Origin of the sequence: Pararhizobium qamdonense (genome assembly GCF_029277445.1) — a bacterium.
Taxonomy (GTDB): domain Bacteria; phylum Pseudomonadota; class Alphaproteobacteria; order Rhizobiales; family Rhizobiaceae; genus Pararhizobium; species Pararhizobium qamdonense.
Genome location: NZ_CP119566.1, coordinates 3,591,270 through 3,605,481 on the forward strand (window position 1 = coordinate 3,591,270; position 14,212 = coordinate 3,605,481).

The window sequence follows — 14,212 nt, forward strand, 5'->3', positions numbered from 1 at the left end:
CTATTGAACCATGCCGTTGCTGAACTTGATCAGCGTTACGACATAGAAAATGGCAACGAGACCGAAGAGGACCGCACCCAGCGCGATATTGCGGCCGCGGCGCGACTTCTTCTGGGCGTCCGTGAGTGTCACGAGTTCCATCAGGCAACCTTTCCGGCAGTAAGCCACAGCGTGGCAATCAGATGATCGACCATCAGCGCGGAGAAGATCGCGAAGAGATAGAGGATCGAAAATGCAAAGAGCTTCTTGGCCGGCACCATCTTCTCGTCCCCTTCCGGCATGCGGTGCACGCCGATGGAGTACCAGATGAAGCCGAGGCCAAGCGCTGCGGCAAAAGCGCCGTAATAGGTGCTCGAGAACCCGAGGATCGTCGGCACAACGCCGATGATCGCGGTGAGCACGGCATAGATGACGATCTGCGTCTTGGTGGTCGCCTCGCCCGAGACATTCGGCAGCATCGGCACGCCGACGGCGCCGTAATCGCGCATCTTGAACAGGGCGAGCGCCCAGAAATGGGCCGGCGTCCACAGGAAGGTGATGAGGAAGAGCACGATGCTCTCGATGGCGATACCATTGGTGACGCAAGCCCAGCCGATCATCGGCGGGAATGCGCCGGCAGCACCGCCGATGACGATGTTCTGCGGCGTCGAGCGCTTCAGCCACATCGTGTAGATCACCACATAGAAGAAGATCGTGAATGCGAGCAGGCCGGCCGACAGCCAGTTGACGACGATGCCGAGAATGCAGACGGAAAAGGCAGACAGCGTCATGCCGAACGACAGCGCTTCCTGCGCCGTGATCTTGCCAGACGGGATCGGCCGCTTTGCCGTACGGGTCATGACAGCGTCAATATCCGCGTCGTACCACATGTTGAGGGCGCCGGACGCTCCAGCACCCACGGCGATACAGAGGATCGCAATGAAACCGATGAACGGGTTGATGTGCCCGGGTGCCATCACCATGCCGGCGAGACCCGTGAACACCACCAGCGACATGACGCGCGGCTTCAGCAGCTCGAAATAATCGCGCGCAGAGGCCTCAGAGAGACGAACGCCGCCTTCCGTGCCGATTGCTTCGTGATTGTCGATAACCTGCATGTCCGTTCCGTTTCTGTTGTACGGTTCCGGGAGAGCAGGCCTCATGGCCTGTCTCTCCATCGTCACCGCCGGGCGAGTGTACCCATTGTCATCCTCGGGCCTGACCCGAGGATCCATTCCCAAGCATGCCAGCCCAGGCATACAGGAGGGAATGGTGTGGATCCTCGGGTCAAGCCCGAGGATGACGGAGGGTGGTTTGCCGGGTTTGGCCTAACGAACCATCGCTCCCGGCCGGTATCAGCTTTCCCTCAAGTCGAGGAGCCGCCGTTTCCGGCGGCCCAGGTTTGCAAGCGCTTACTTGATGCGCGGCAGCTGTTCCCACTGGTGGAACGGCGGCGGCGATGTCAGCTGCCATTCGAGCGTGTTGGCGCCCTCACCCCAGGGGTTGTTGCCGGCAACGCGCTTCTTGGAGAAGGCTTCAAAGACGCCGAACAGGAAGATCAGAACGGCGAAAGCCGAGATGTAGGAACCGTAGGACGATACGGCGTTCCAGCCGGCATAGGCATCCGGATAGTCGATGTAACGGCGCGGCATGCCGGCAAGGCCGAGGAAATGCTGCGGGAAGAACACAAGGTTCACGCCGACGAACATGACCCAGAAGTGCAGCTTGCCGATCAGTTCCGAATACATGTAGCCGGTCATTTTCGGGAACCAGTAGTACCAGCCGGCAAAGATCGCAAACACGGCGCCGAGCGACAGAACGTAGTGGAAATGGGCAACCACGTAATAGGTGTCGTGCAGCGAACGGTCGAGACCGGCATTAGCGAGCTGAACGCCGGTGACGCCGCCCACGGTGAACAGGAAGATGAAGCCGATCGCCCAGACCATCGGCGTGGTGAAGCGGATCGAACCGCCCCACATCGTCGCAATCCAGGAGAAGATCTTCACGCCGGTCGGAACCGCGATGACCATCGTCGCGAAGACGAAGTAACGCTGCGTGTCGAGCGACATGCCGACCGTGTACATATGGTGCGCCCAGACGATGAAGCCGACGGCGCCGATGGCGACCATGGCATAGGCCATGCCGAGGTAACCGAAGATCGGCTTGCGCGAGAAGGTCGAGACGATGTGGCTGACGATGCCGAAGCCGGGTAGGATCAGGATGTACACTTCCGGGTGACCGAAGAACCAGAACAGGTGCTGGAACAGGATCGGGTCGCCGCCGCCTTCAGGCGCGAAGAAGGACGTGCCGAAGTTGCGGTCGGTGAGCAGCATGGTGATGCCGCCTGCCAGAACCGGCAGCGAGAGAAGCAGAAGGAAAGCGGTAATCAGAACCGACCAGGCAAACAGCGGCATCTTGTGCAGCGTCATGCCGGGAGCGCGCATGTTGAGGATCGTGGTGATGAAGTTGATCGCACCGAGGATCGACGAGGCGCCGGCAATGTGCAGGCCGAGGATCACGAGGTCCATGGAGGGTCCGGGCGTTCCCGCCGTCGAGAGAGGCGGATAGATCGTCCAGCCGCCTCCGGAGCCATAGCCACCGGCCGGGCCTTCGACGAACATCGACAGGAGTACCAGCAGGAAGGCCGGGATGATCAGCCAGAAGGAGATGTTGTTCATGCGCGGGAACGCCATGTCAGGCGCACCGATCATGATCGGGACCATCCAGTTGGCAAAGCCGCCGATCAGCGCCGGCATGACCATGAAGAAGATCATGATCAGCGCATGCGCCGTGGTGAAGACGTTGAACATCTGCTTGCCGCCGTCGATGGCAGCGTCGCCTTCGAAGCCGTAGACCATGGAGGCCAGGCCGTGGAAGATCTGGATGCCCGGCTCCTGCAGCTCGGCGCGCATGAAGACCGACAGTGTGCCGCCGACGATGCCCGCGAAGATCGCGAAGATCAGGTACAGCGTGCCGATGTCCTTGTGGTTGGTCGAGAGGAACCAGCGCTGAAAGAAGGTCAGCGGCTTGTGGGCGTGGTCATGGTCGTGCCCGTGATCGTGGGCATGGTCATGAAGGTGGTCGTTTTGCGCGGTTGTTCCGGCCATTGGGTCGAGCTCCCCTTCGAATTCTGTAGGGCGAATTACTGTGCGGCGTTTTCAGCGACGTCTACGGTCTTGGCCGCGCCGTCGATGGAAGCCATGAGTGCCTTGTTCGCTTCACCAACATTGGTGGCGGCGGCAGCAAGCCAAGTGTTGTACTTGTCTTCGCTGACCACACGGATGGCGATCGGCATATAGGCGTGATCCTTGCCGCAGAGCTCGGAACACTGGCCGTAGTAGAGACCTTCGCGCTCAGCCTTGAACCAGGTTTCATTGAGACGGCCGGGAACGGCGTCGATCTTCACGCCGAAAGCCGGCATGGCGAAGGCGTGGATGACATCGGCTGCGGTGACCAGAACACGAACGGTCTTGCCGATGGGAACGACGACTTCGTTGTCGACGGCCAGAAGACGCGGATATTCGTGCTTGTCTTCCTTGCCGAGCGAGGCGCGGTCTTCTTCCTTCATCATCAAGCTATCGAAGGAGAGCGGGCTTTCGCCGATTTCATATTCATAGGACCAGTACCACTGGTTGCCTGTCGCCTTCAGCGTGATATCCGGATTTTCCGGCGGCGTCAGCTGCGCGGTCAAAAGCTGGAAGGAGGGAATGGCCAGGAACAGGAGAATGACCACCGGACCCAGCGTCCAGACGATCTCGATCGCCGTGTTATGGCTGGTCTTGGAGGGAACCGGGTTCTTGCTTTCGCGGAACCGGATCACGATCCAGACCAGGAGCGCCAGAACGAAAAGCGTGATCGGAATGATGAACCAGAGCGTGTAATGCTCGAACCATGTAATTTCTTCCATGATCCCGGTTGCTGCGGTCTGAAAGTTGGTCTGCCATGCGACCGGCTTGTCAGCCAAAGCATTCGAAGCGAAGAGCAGACAGGCAATCGATGCCAAAACTGCAAAAGCCTTGTTTTTCACTATAGTGTCTCCCTGGGCGCTTGATCAGGATCAAACCGTAACGCAGAATCCTTAGCCATACTGAAGCGCTTCAAACCACAGTTTGATGAACGCCGCAACATCTGTCCATTCAAGCCCATGCGGCATTTTGCGCAAACTGTGCTTTTCACACAAACTGTTCAGCCATGCGGCGCCCACCGTTACCGGCAGCGGCTCCATACAGCACGCGCGCCATCCCAGTCTTTCACGCCAGTCTTATCGCCCCTATAGCATATATAAGGAACGACCGGCACTCCATCCGCAGCCTATTAAAGCGGCGTTTCACTAAAACCGGACGATTTAGACCGGTCCAGGAGCCCCATTTCCGCCACACCGGGCTGGAATGTACCGCGCGGGGCTTTTCATTTGCGGCTACGCGCTTCAAGAATAGCCAGACTGATTCTTAAGTTTGAGGTTTTCATGGGCCTGTCCCTCCTTTCCCGGCTGCCGATCGCGGCGTTCGGACTTGCTGCCACACTCTTTTCCTATACGGCAGCGGCCCAACAGCCCGGAGCACAACAGCCAGGTACACCCGGCACCGTGAAATCAAACCATGGTGCGTGGTCGATCGTCTGCGACCAGCCGGCCGGCGCAACCGCCGAACAATGCGCGCTGATGCAGAACGTCATTGCCGAGGACCGTCCCGAGGTGGGCCTTTCGGTCGTCGTCCTGAAGACGGCGGACCGCAAGGCGAAGATCCTGCGCGTGCTTGCTCCGCTCGGCGTTCTCTTGCCGAACGGGCTTGGCCTCAATGTCGATGGCAAGGATATCGGCCGCGCCTATTTCGTCCGCTGCTTCTCCGACGGCTGCTATGCCGAAGTGGTTCTGGAAGACGAACTCCTGAAAACCTTCCGCTCCGGCGCCCAGGCAACCTTCATCGTCTTCCAGTCTCCGGAAGAAGGCATCGGTATTCCGGTTGACCTGAAGGGGTTCGGCGAAGGCTACGACGCACTGCCGTAAGCAGTTTCTTTTTCTCTTCTCCCCAGCGGGGAGAAGTGCCGAACGCAGTGAGGCGATGAGGGGGCCAAGGGCACGGACTGTCTGTGAGGCTCCCCCTCATCCGGCGCGACGCGCCACCTTCTCCCCGCTGGGGAGAAGAGGAGCCGCCCGCTTTTTTGCAAAAATGGCAAACCAATGCATCACGGCGGTAGCGTCTCCACATCTGTGCTTGCCCCTTCTCTTACGGGTCCCTAGATAAGCAGGGTCCCCCTCTGCATATGGAGCCCCTCGCCCATGAACACCGATCTCATCAAACTGTTCGACAGCGACGAGGCTGCCATTCGCGACGTGCTGGCGCAGACCTTGGCGGGCGCCGATGATGGCGAGCTGTTCATCGAGCATAGCCAGTCGGAATCGCTGTCCTTCGACAATGGCCGCCTGAAGGGCGGCAGCTTCAATACCGATCAGGGATTTGGCCTGCGGGCGGTTGCCGGCGAAGCCGTTGGTTATGCACATGCGGGCGATCTTTCGCTGTCGGCTTTGAAACGGGCTGCCGATGCGGTCGGCGCCGTGACGCGCGGTTATTCCGGCACCTATGCGGCCGCGCCCCAGCGCACCAACAAGAAACTCTATGGCGACGAGAACCCCATCGGTGAGCCGAGCTTCGAGGCCAAGGTTACGCTGCTGCAGGAGATCGATGCCTATCTTCGTGCCAAACACCCGAAGGTCCGCCAGGTGACGGCCTCGATCGCTGCCAGCTGGCAGGTGGTCGATATCCTGCGCGCCGATGGCGAGCGCATGCATGATATCCGGCCGATGACGCGCCTCAACATCTCCGTCGTGGTCGGCGACGGTGACCGGCAGGAAGCCGGCTCCTACGGCGTCGGCGGCCGTCGCGGCTTCGGCGATTTCGTTGCTGCCGGCAATTGGCAGAGTGGCGCCGACGAAGCGCTGCGCCAGGCGCTGGTCAATCTGGACGCCATCGACGCACCGGCCGGAACCATGGATGTGGTTTTGTCCTCCGGCTGGCCGGGCGTCATGCTGCATGAAGCGGTCGGCCATGGCCTGGAGGGCGATTTCAACCGCAAGAAGACATCGGCTTTTGCCGGGCTGCTCGGTCAACAGGTGGCGGCCAAGGGCGTGACCGTGGTCGATGACGGCACGATCGAAAGCCGCCGCGGCTCGCTCACCATCGATGACGAGGGCACACCATCCGCCTATAACGTGCTGATCGACGACGGCAAGCTGGTTGGCTATATGCAGGACCGCCAGAACGCCCGGCTGATGGGCATGAAGGCGACCGGCAACGGGCGGCGCGAATCCTACGCGCATGTGCCGATGCCGCGCATGACCAACACCTATATGCTTGGCGGCGACAAGAGCCCGGACGAGATCATCGCCTCCGTCAAGAAGGGTATCTATGCGGTTTCCTTCGGCGGCGGCCAGGTGGATATCACCTCGGGCAAGTTCGTCTTCGGCTGCACCGAGGCCTATCTGATCGACAACGGCAAGATCGGCGCGCCCGTCAAGGGCGCGATGCTGATCGGCAATGGCCCGGACGCCATGCAGCGGATCACCATGATCGGAAACGATATGAAGCTCGATACCGGCATGGGCAATTGCGGCAAGGGCGGCCAATGGGTCCCCGTCGGCGTCGGCCAGCCGCATCTGCGCATGAACGAAATGACCGTTGGCGGCACGCAGGCCTGATTGAAGAAAGGCCGCATTTTGGAGAGACCGGCAGCAACGACGGCCGGGCTCACCAGTTGCCAAGCCCCTCCCCGTCAGCCGCGTGACGGCAGCAGCATGCAGTCGTAGGAGTGCTGCTTCAGCCAGTTGCAGGCGGCATCCGCCTCGTCGCGGCTGTCGAACCCGACGAACCGGGCGCGGTAGATGGTGCCGGCCCCTTGGCCGACGGCTTCCGTATAGGGTGAGGCTGATTTCAGCGTATGGCCGGCAACGGAGCGTGCCTGCGCCAAAAGTGCCCGCGCGGCTTCCTGCGTCGGTGCCGCTGAAATCTGGATCTGCCAGGCACCGGCGGGCAAGATATCCGCCGTCTTTTCCAACTCGTCCATGACGGCCGGGCGCTCGGCCGGGATTGTCGCGTGCGACGAGGCGATCAGTGCGGCAACGGCGTCGCCGCCCCGGCGCTTGGGGGCGGCAAAGGGCAATGGGACATCGGACGCACCGAGCGCTGCCACCTCGACCGCGCCACCGGTCTTGGCCGCAGCGAGCAGCGCGCGGCTGCCTGCGTTCGACGCCTTGCCCAGATGACGGTCGAGAAGGGCTGCCATCTTGTTGTCGCGGCTTTTTGCCGTGCGGCCGCCGAGCACCACGCCGACCACACGCCGGTTGCCATGGCGCACGGCGCTGACCAGGTTGAAGCCGGAGGCATTGGTATAGCCGGTCTTGATCCCGTCCATGCCGTCATAGCGATACATCAGATTGTTATGGCCACGCACCTTGCGGCCGCGAAACATGAAGCTCTGCGTCGCAAACAGCCTGTATTCCCTTGGGAAATCCCGCATCAGCGCGATGGCAAGCGTGGACATGTCGCGCGCCGTGGTCACCTGGGCCGAGGCCGGCAAGCCGGAGGCATTGATGAAGACGGTGCGGCTCATGCCGAGCTGGCGCGCCTTTTTCGTCATCATCTGGGCAAATCTCGCTTCCGTGCCGCCGAGCTTTTCCGCCATGGCGGCCGCAGCATCGTTGCCCGAGCGCACGATCATGCCCAGCACTGCCTCGCGCACCGTCAGTTTCATCCCGGCCTTCAGCCCCAGCCGCATCGGCGGCTTGGCCGCCGCCGTCTTCGACACCTTGATCGTGCTATCCCAATCGATCGTGCCGCGATGAAGCGCCTCGAAAGCAAGATAGAGCGACATCATCTTGGTGAGCGAGGCCGGATGATTGAGCGTGTCTGGATTTTCCGAGGACAGCACCTTGCCGGTGCGGGCATCGATGATGATTGCGGCACTGCCGGCCAAGGCCACGGACGGCGCAAGCGCGAATGTCAATATTGCCAAAAGCAGGCAGCGGAAGGTCATCATGCCGGTCCCCCTCAATCGCACCGGCAAGCAGGCGCCGTGCGTCATAGGGAGACAGAGCCGTGTCTTTGCTGCAACTTTGCGGCCGATTGCGTTTATACGGCACAACTTTTGTCCGGCTGGTAAACGAAGATTTAACACGGACACCGTCCGGGCGGGACCAAAGCCGCCAGCCAACAGGCTTCCACCAAGGCTCCGGGCGGCAATCCTGTTCATTTGCTGCAAGGTTCAGTTGTCGCGGGAACCAAACGCCCCTCGCCGCGTTATTCGGGCACGCCGCATAACCGTTTGAAAAAGCGGCCGGTTCATTGCAAGGAGAGACATCATGGGACGCGGAATTCTACTTTGGCTGCTGGGGGTTCCGATCCCCATTATTATACTTCTCGCCCTCTTCTTCCGATAGGTGGCGCGATGACAATCCCGGTCTCAACGGTGCCAGCCGGCACCACCATCGAATCATCGGATTCCGCTGTCAGCTGGGGTGCAATTATCGCAGGCGCCGTGGCGGCTTCTGCAATCACGGTCGTTCTGTCGCTGCTCGGATCCGGCATCGGATTGAGCATGGCGTCACCTTTCTCATCCGAAGGCGCATCCCTGACCACATTCGCCATCACCACGGCGATCTGGCTGATCATCGTGCAATGGGCGTCTGCCGGTTTCGGCGGCTATATTGCCGGACGGCTGCGGACGAAATGGACAGGCGTCAACCGTGACGAAGTGTTTTTCCGCGATACGGCGCATGGCGTTCTCGCCTGGGCACTGGCCACATTGATCGTAGCCGGTGCTCTGGGGTCGGCCATCTCCGCTACGGTCGGCGCTGGCGTGCAGGCGACTGCAACGGTGACCGCCGGTGCAACGGCAGCGGGTGCAGCGGCCGCATCTTCGGATGCGGGCAGCAATGCGACATCCTATTTTGTCGATAATCTGCTGCGTCCGACAGCCCCGTCGCCTGCAGCTGCAGGCTCTGCCGACGATACGGCAGGACAGGTGTCGCGCATTCTCATCAACAGCGCTGCGAATGGCGAAATGTCTGCGGGCGACCGCACCTATCTCGACCAACTCGTTGCCTCGCGCACCGGTCTTTCCGAAGCCGATGCCAAGGCCCGCGTTGATGGCGTCCTGAAAAGCATCGACGATGCCAAGGTTGCCGCGACCGAAGCAGCTGAGACGGCGCGCAAGACCAGTGCATCGGTTGCCCTGTTCGGTGCGTTGTCCCTGCTGATTGGCGGCTTCGTTGCTGCGGTCGGCGCGGCACTCGGCGGCCGCCAGCGTGACGAAGTTGACGGCGTGCTTGCCCGTTAACGGTGTGGACTGAAACAGTATCGAAGGCGGATTGCGAAAGCAGTCCGCCTTTTTTCTTTGTGCGAAAACCGCATGTGGCAGCGTTCAGCCGGTGTTAACGCCGCCGCCGTTAATGTTGCGCTGTTCATTTCGACTGGGGAACAGACTTGAAATCCATGCTGCGACAGGCTGTCAAACGCTCGGCCATTACCGCTGGCCTGAACGCTGCATTCGTGTTGCAGGCCTGTGGCGCCATGCGGCAGGCGCGCGGGCGCGGCGCGATCTTCACGCTGCATCATGTGCGCCCGAAACAGCCGCGCGCCTTCGATCCCAACGCCCATCTGGAGATCACGCCAGAATTTCTGGAAACGGCGATCATGACGTTGAAGCGCGATGGCTACCGGTTCATCGCGCTTGATGCCCTGCCTGTCCATCTTGCGTCCAGTGATCCCCAGCCGGTTGCGGTCTTCACGCTGGATGATGGCTACCGCAACAATCTCGACTATGCCGCGCCGGTTTTCTCCCGGCACGGCGTGCCCTTCACCGTGTTTGTCGCAGGCGGGTTCATCGACCGCACCCATACGCTCTGGTGGGAAACGCTTGCCGATCTGCTGGAGGGGCAATCCAACCTGACGTTCGATATTGGCGCAGGCGAAGAGACTGTCGCGCTTGGCACGCTGCGTGAGAAACAGGCCGTATTCGACCGGTTTGCGGCCTTTCTTCACGCCATCGACGAGGCCACGGCGATCACCCGTCTCAACCAGACAGCGCAGGCGCTTGGCATCGATCCCATGGGAATAACCGCTGCCCTGACGCTGGACGAAACAGGGCTCAGGCGTCTCACTGACAATCCGCTCGCTAGCCTCGGGGCGCATACGATCAGCCATCGCTCGGTGACGCGCCTGAGCGACGTGACGGCCGGCATGGAAATGGAGCATTCAGCCCGCAGGGTGGAAACGATCACCGGAAACCGGCCGGCATCGCTTGCCTATCCCTATGGTTTTGCCAGCGCCGTTTCTGTGCGCGACCACCGCCTGGCGGCGTCGCTGGGATTTACGACCGCAGTGACCACGCAGCCGGGAACCCTCTCGGGGACCGCCGGCATGACGGCCCTGCCGCGCATATCTCTGAACGGCCATTTTCAGAAGGCGCGTTATGTCAGCGCGCTTGCCTCTGGCATTGCCTTCAAACTGATGGGCGCGCGCTGAGACCCTTCCCTATTCGTCAGGGATACATCCGCACCTTGTTCCAGTCGCCTTCCGCCGCGTCGCGGCGGAATTCGATGCGGTCGTGCAGGCGGAAAGCGCCGTCCTTCCAGAACTCGATCGAGGTCGGCTTGATGCGGAAACCCGACCAGTGATCGGGGCGCGGAATATCGCCGATGGCGTATTTCAGCGTATATTCGGCAACCGCCTTTTCCAGCGCGAACCGGCTTTCGAGCGGCCGCGATTGCTTGGAGGCCCAGGCACCGATGCGGCTGCCGCGCGCCCGCGTCTTGTAATATTCGTCGGCCTCCTGGGAGCTGACGATCTCGACAGGGCCGCGCACCCGGACCTGGCGGCGCAAGGTTTTCCAATGAAAACACATTGCCGCCTTCATATTGCCGAGGATTTCCTGCCCTTTCTGGCTTTCGAAATTGGTGTAGAACACGAAGCCGCGCTCGTCGAAATCCTTCAACAGCACCATGCGCACATCCGGCAGGCCATCGCCGTCCACCGTCGCCAGCGCCAAGGCATTGGGATCGTTGATTTCTGCGGCCTGCGCCTCTTTCAGCCATGTGCCAAAAAGGGAAAAGGGCTCATTCTCTTGCGTGAAGTCACCAGTTGTTAACCCAGTCTCACTCATATTGCCATCCAATGCCGTAATGTGTGGCGCGACGCCGTTTCGCCCGCCGAACAAAAAATGTCAGAGCTCGCACGTTGCGTCTCCGGACCTTGAAGCCGCTCTTTCCAGTCTGACAGGTATGCCATTGCAAGACATAGCAAAGTGGATCGAGGACAGAAAGGTTTTATCCCGGTTGGGCGGGATTGCCGCACTGTGCCTGACTGCGACCAGCCTTTCGGGATGCCTCGGCGGCCTCGACTTCTCCGGAACGCCGGATGTCGACAGGACCGTTTCGACAAGCTCGGTTCCGGCTGTGCGCAGTGACGAAGACAATTCCGATGCCGTCACCGTCAGAAACGCCGTGTCATCGGCCGATGTGACCCGCATGTCCGGAAATCCCATTCCCTGGGCGAATTCCAGCTCGGGCAGCGCCGGCGTGATCAGCAGCATCGCCGAGGAACAGGTCAACGGCACCACCTGCCGCCGCTTTACCACCACGCGTCATTCCTATCAGGGCATCGCCAAATTCGACGGTAACACCTGCCTTCTGGGCAATGGCGAATGGTATCTGACCAGTTTTGGCCCGCGCAGCTGATCCTTTGCCGATACCGCCCGTTAACCACGCTGCAACAAAGGCGCGGTGGAGGGCGATTTACACAACCGGCGGGCGCCCGCAGCTAACCGGAATTTAAGCAGCCGCTTTACATCATCACCGCAAAAGGGAGAAAGCCGCCGGTGCGGCTTCCCGATTGTTTCAACAGGCTGAAGCGAACCGCAACATGCGGCCTCGGTCTTCAAGGGCGGTGACAGGCATGCGTGATCCCTATTCAGTGCTCGGCGTCAGACGCAATGCCGGACCCGACGAGATCAAGGCCGCCTGGCGCTCCGTGGCGAAAGCCGTGCATCCCGACCAGAACAAGGACGATCCGCTCGCCACACAGCGCTTTGCCGAGGCCGGGCGCGCCTATGAGGTGCTGAAGGACCCGAAACTGCGCAACCGCTACGACTATGCCCGCCGGGAAGCCGAACTGCGCCGCATGGAAGACATGAAGCGCAAGGCGCGCGGGTCAGAGGAAGAGACCATCGATCCGGAAACCGCCGAAGACATGATCTCGCGCATCTTCGGCGCCGACGATCGGGCAAAGGCCGAGAACGCCCGCCGCGAAGACCGCAAGCCGGCAGCCGCACCGCAGGCCGCCACACCAAAGGCAAAGACGGACGCAAAGCCGCAACAAAGGGCCGAACCGAAGTCCGAGGCGAGGCCCGAACCCAAAGCCGAACCCAAGCCCGAACAAAAGGCAGAGGCAGAACTGGAGACCAGCACCGAAGCGAAGGCCGAACCAGCGGACAAAATGCCGATCTTCGGCGGCTTTCCGCGCGCGGCGGCACCGGCCGCAGACCTGGTTTCGGCCATCGTGCGGCGGATCCGGGGTGCGGCAAGCAAACCCGCGCTTGAAAAGGTGCCGGATATTTTCTGCGACGTCACGGTTTCGATCGAGGACATTTTCCGCCGCGAAAAGCCTGTGGCAACGCTGCCCGACGGCCAGACCCTGAAGGTCGCCCTGCCCCTGGGCACCACCGATGGCAGCGTCGTGCGCCTCAAGGAAATGGGCTACCGGCTGAACGGCATGCAGCGCGGCGATGTCGTCGTTGCGGTGCGCGTGCTTGAGGACGGCCGCTTCCGCACCGATGGCACGGACCTGCGCACCACCCTTCCCGTCAATATCCAGGACGCAATCCTTGGCTGCGAGACGACGGTCGAAACCCTGACCGGCCCGGTCAGCGTCACCATCCCGGCCTGGTCGGGCTCCGACCACGTGATCAGGCTGGAAGGCCATGGCCTGCCGGCAGCTGAGGGCAGACGCGGCGACCTTCTGGTGGAACTGCGGCTGATGCTGTGGGAAAAGCCGGACGAAAAGGTGACCGACCTGATGCGCAGCCTGCGCAACGGCCTGTTCCTGTAACGGTTTTGCGACAAAATCTTGGGATGACGGCGGCCTTTCCGGCTACTGACCCAATATTACGGGGACTAACAGTTCCTGATCTCCCCCGCGCTTGAACCACCGGGACGGCTATGTCATAGCCAATGCTCGAAAAATTCAGAGCCGACGCGACCGCAAGGGGCGCGAGGGCTCCGGCAAGTTCAACATATGCGCATTTCCAGCCGGCACAGGCCTGGCTGATGAAAGCATAGGCTTTATTGGGGGCATAACATCATGTCGCAAACATCCGGTCTGATGAAGGGCAAACGCGGCCTCATCATGGGGGTCGCGAACAACCGGTCGATCGCATGGGGCATTGCCAAGGCAATTCACGCGCAGGGCGGCGAACTGGCATTCACCTATCAGGGCGATGCGCTGAAGAAGCGGGTCGAGCCGCTGGCCGAGGAACTCGGTGCGGTTCTCGCCGGCCATTGCGACGTCAGCGACGAGACCACCATCGACGCCGTCTTCGAACATCTGGAAAAGACCTGGGGCAAGATCGACTTCCTCGTGCACGCCATCGGCTTTTCCGACAAGGACGAACTGACCGGCCGCTATGTCGATACGTCGGCGGCCAACTTTGCCCTGACGATGAACATCTCGGTCTATTCCTTCACCGCCGTTGCACGGCGCGCCGAAAAGCTGATGACCGATGGCGGCTCGATGCTGACCATGACCTATTACGGCGCCGAAAAGGTGATGCCGAACTACAACGTCATGGGCGTTGCAAAGGCGGCCCTCGAAGCCAGCGTCAAATATCTTGCCGTCGATCTCGGCCCGAAGAACATCCGCGTCAACGCGATCTCGGCCGGCCCGATCAAGACGCTTGCCGCCTCCGGCATCGGCGACTTCCGCTATATTCTTAAGTGGAACGAATATAATGCACCGCTGCGCCGCACCGTTACCATCGAGGAAGTCGGCGATGTCGGCCTCTACATGCTGTCGGACCTGTCGCGCTCGGTGACCGGCGAGGTCCATCATGCCGATAGCGGCTATCATGTCGTCGGCATGAAGGCGGTCGATGCGCCGGATATCGCCGTCGTCAAGGACTGACACGCAGACGAAAGCATTCCGGGGCTGCTGTAGAACGGCCGCCCCGGCTCCTGCCTTGGGTCTCA

The 14,212-nt window shown here is 61.2% G+C and carries 13 protein-coding genes; 7 read left to right on the top strand and 6 right to left on the bottom strand.

Annotated features, from left to right (window positions below):
- From PYR65_RS17665 to coxB, 4 genes are all read right to left on the bottom strand, one after another.
- Positions 1 to 141 (bottom strand): hypothetical protein, encoded by a 141-nt coding sequence (locus PYR65_RS17665; RefSeq protein WP_060636415.1) that lies wholly within the window; start codon positions 139 to 141, stop codon positions 1 to 3.
- On the bottom strand, positions 141 to 1,097 hold the full coding sequence (locus tag PYR65_RS17670) for a heme o synthase (RefSeq protein WP_276121097.1): 957 nt from the start codon (positions 1,095 to 1,097) through the stop codon (positions 141 to 143). The genes PYR65_RS17665 and PYR65_RS17670 overlap by 1 nt, the downstream gene beginning before the upstream one ends.
- A 294-nt stretch (positions 1,098 to 1,391) precedes the next feature.
- Entirely contained in the window at positions 1,392 to 3,086 is a 1,695-nt protein-coding gene (gene ctaD, locus PYR65_RS17675) for a cytochrome c oxidase subunit I (protein WP_060636417.1), read from the bottom strand.
- A gap of 35 nt (positions 3,087 to 3,121) precedes the next feature.
- The gene (coxB, locus tag PYR65_RS17680) at positions 3,122 to 4,006 is read right to left on the bottom strand and encodes a cytochrome c oxidase subunit II (RefSeq protein ID WP_276118916.1); all 885 of its coding nucleotides are present in this window, start codon (positions 4,004 to 4,006) and stop codon (positions 3,122 to 3,124) included.
- 438 nt (positions 4,007 to 4,444) lie between these two features.
- Between coxB and PYR65_RS17685 the strand changes: the two genes are divergently transcribed.
- Entirely contained in the window at positions 4,445 to 4,984 is a 540-nt protein-coding gene (locus tag PYR65_RS17685; RefSeq protein WP_060636419.1) for an invasion associated locus B family protein, read from the top strand.
- A gap of 273 nt (positions 4,985 to 5,257) precedes the next feature.
- Complete coding sequence (gene tldD, locus PYR65_RS17690; RefSeq protein ID WP_276118917.1) at positions 5,258 to 6,673, top strand: metalloprotease TldD; 1,416 nt, start codon at positions 5,258 to 5,260, stop codon at positions 6,671 to 6,673.
- Between the two features lie 74 nt (positions 6,674 to 6,747).
- Here the strand turns inward: tldD and PYR65_RS17695 are convergent, their stop codons facing one another.
- Positions 6,748 to 8,010: a D-alanyl-D-alanine carboxypeptidase family protein gene (locus PYR65_RS17695; RefSeq protein WP_244490085.1), complete on the bottom strand. Its 1,263-nt coding sequence runs from the start codon at positions 8,008 to 8,010 to the stop codon at positions 6,748 to 6,750.
- Between the two features lie 408 nt (positions 8,011 to 8,418).
- On the opposite strand from PYR65_RS17695, the gene PYR65_RS17700 reads away from it, so the two are divergent.
- On the top strand, positions 8,419 to 9,309 hold the full coding sequence (locus PYR65_RS17700; protein WP_276118918.1) for a hypothetical protein: 891 nt from the start codon (positions 8,419 to 8,421) through the stop codon (positions 9,307 to 9,309).
- 155 nt (positions 9,310 to 9,464) lie between these two features.
- On the top strand, positions 9,465 to 10,496 hold the full coding sequence (locus PYR65_RS17705; protein WP_276121098.1) for a polysaccharide deacetylase family protein: 1,032 nt from the start codon (positions 9,465 to 9,467) through the stop codon (positions 10,494 to 10,496).
- 16 nt (positions 10,497 to 10,512) lie between these two features.
- Here PYR65_RS17705 and pdxH read toward each other — a convergent pair whose 3' ends face one another.
- A complete protein-coding gene (pdxH, locus tag PYR65_RS17710; protein ID WP_276118919.1) occupies positions 10,513 to 11,133 on the bottom strand; it encodes a pyridoxamine 5'-phosphate oxidase in 621 nt (206 codons plus the stop codon).
- A gap of 124 nt (positions 11,134 to 11,257) precedes the next feature.
- Here pdxH and PYR65_RS17715 point away from each other — a divergent pair, with 124 nt between their 5' ends.
- The 3 genes from PYR65_RS17715 (at position 11,258) to fabI (ending at position 14,147) form a co-directional block, all read left to right on the top strand.
- Positions 11,258 to 11,707: an RT0821/Lpp0805 family surface protein gene (locus PYR65_RS17715; RefSeq protein WP_060636529.1), complete on the top strand. Its 450-nt coding sequence runs from the start codon at positions 11,258 to 11,260 to the stop codon at positions 11,705 to 11,707.
- Between the two features lie 217 nt (positions 11,708 to 11,924).
- Positions 11,925 to 13,076 (top strand): DnaJ C-terminal domain-containing protein, encoded by a 1,152-nt coding sequence (locus PYR65_RS17720; protein ID WP_276118920.1) that lies wholly within the window; start codon positions 11,925 to 11,927, stop codon positions 13,074 to 13,076.
- Positions 13,077 to 13,328: 252 nt separating this feature from the next.
- On the top strand, positions 13,329 to 14,147 hold the full coding sequence (fabI, locus tag PYR65_RS17725; RefSeq protein ID WP_060636424.1) for an enoyl-ACP reductase FabI: 819 nt from the start codon (positions 13,329 to 13,331) through the stop codon (positions 14,145 to 14,147).
- Positions 14,148 to 14,212: the final 65 nt, after the last annotated feature.

Excerpts from the sequence above, each read along its gene's own strand:
- PYR65_RS17665 (WP_060636415.1), bottom strand. The coding sequence starts at position 141 with ATGGAACTCGTGACACTCACGGACGCCCAGAAGAAGTCGCGCCGCGGC.
- PYR65_RS17695 (WP_244490085.1), bottom strand. The coding sequence starts at position 8,010 with ATGATGACCTTCCGCTGCCTGCTTTTGGCAATATTGACATTCGCGCTT.
- fabI (WP_060636424.1), top strand. The coding sequence starts at position 13,329 with ATGTCGCAAACATCCGGTCTGATGAAGGGCAAACGCGGCCTCATCATG.
- PYR65_RS17700 (WP_276118918.1), top strand. The coding sequence starts at position 8,419 with ATGACAATCCCGGTCTCAACGGTGCCAGCCGGCACCACCATCGAATCA.
- tldD (WP_276118917.1), top strand. The coding sequence starts at position 5,258 with ATGAACACCGATCTCATCAAACTGTTCGACAGCGACGAGGCTGCCATT.
- PYR65_RS17670 (WP_276121097.1), bottom strand. The coding sequence starts at position 1,097 with ATGCAGGTTATCGACAATCACGAAGCAATCGGCACGGAAGGCGGCGTT.
- PYR65_RS17720 (WP_276118920.1), top strand. The coding sequence starts at position 11,925 with ATGCGTGATCCCTATTCAGTGCTCGGCGTCAGACGCAATGCCGGACCC.
- PYR65_RS17685 (WP_060636419.1), top strand. The coding sequence starts at position 4,445 with ATGGGCCTGTCCCTCCTTTCCCGGCTGCCGATCGCGGCGTTCGGACTT.
- pdxH (WP_276118919.1), bottom strand. The coding sequence starts at position 11,133 with ATGAGTGAGACTGGGTTAACAACTGGTGACTTCACGCAAGAGAATGAG.
- PYR65_RS17705 (WP_276121098.1), top strand. The coding sequence starts at position 9,465 with ATGCTGCGACAGGCTGTCAAACGCTCGGCCATTACCGCTGGCCTGAAC.
- ctaD (WP_060636417.1), bottom strand. The coding sequence starts at position 3,086 with ATGGCCGGAACAACCGCGCAAAACGACCACCTTCATGACCATGCCCAC.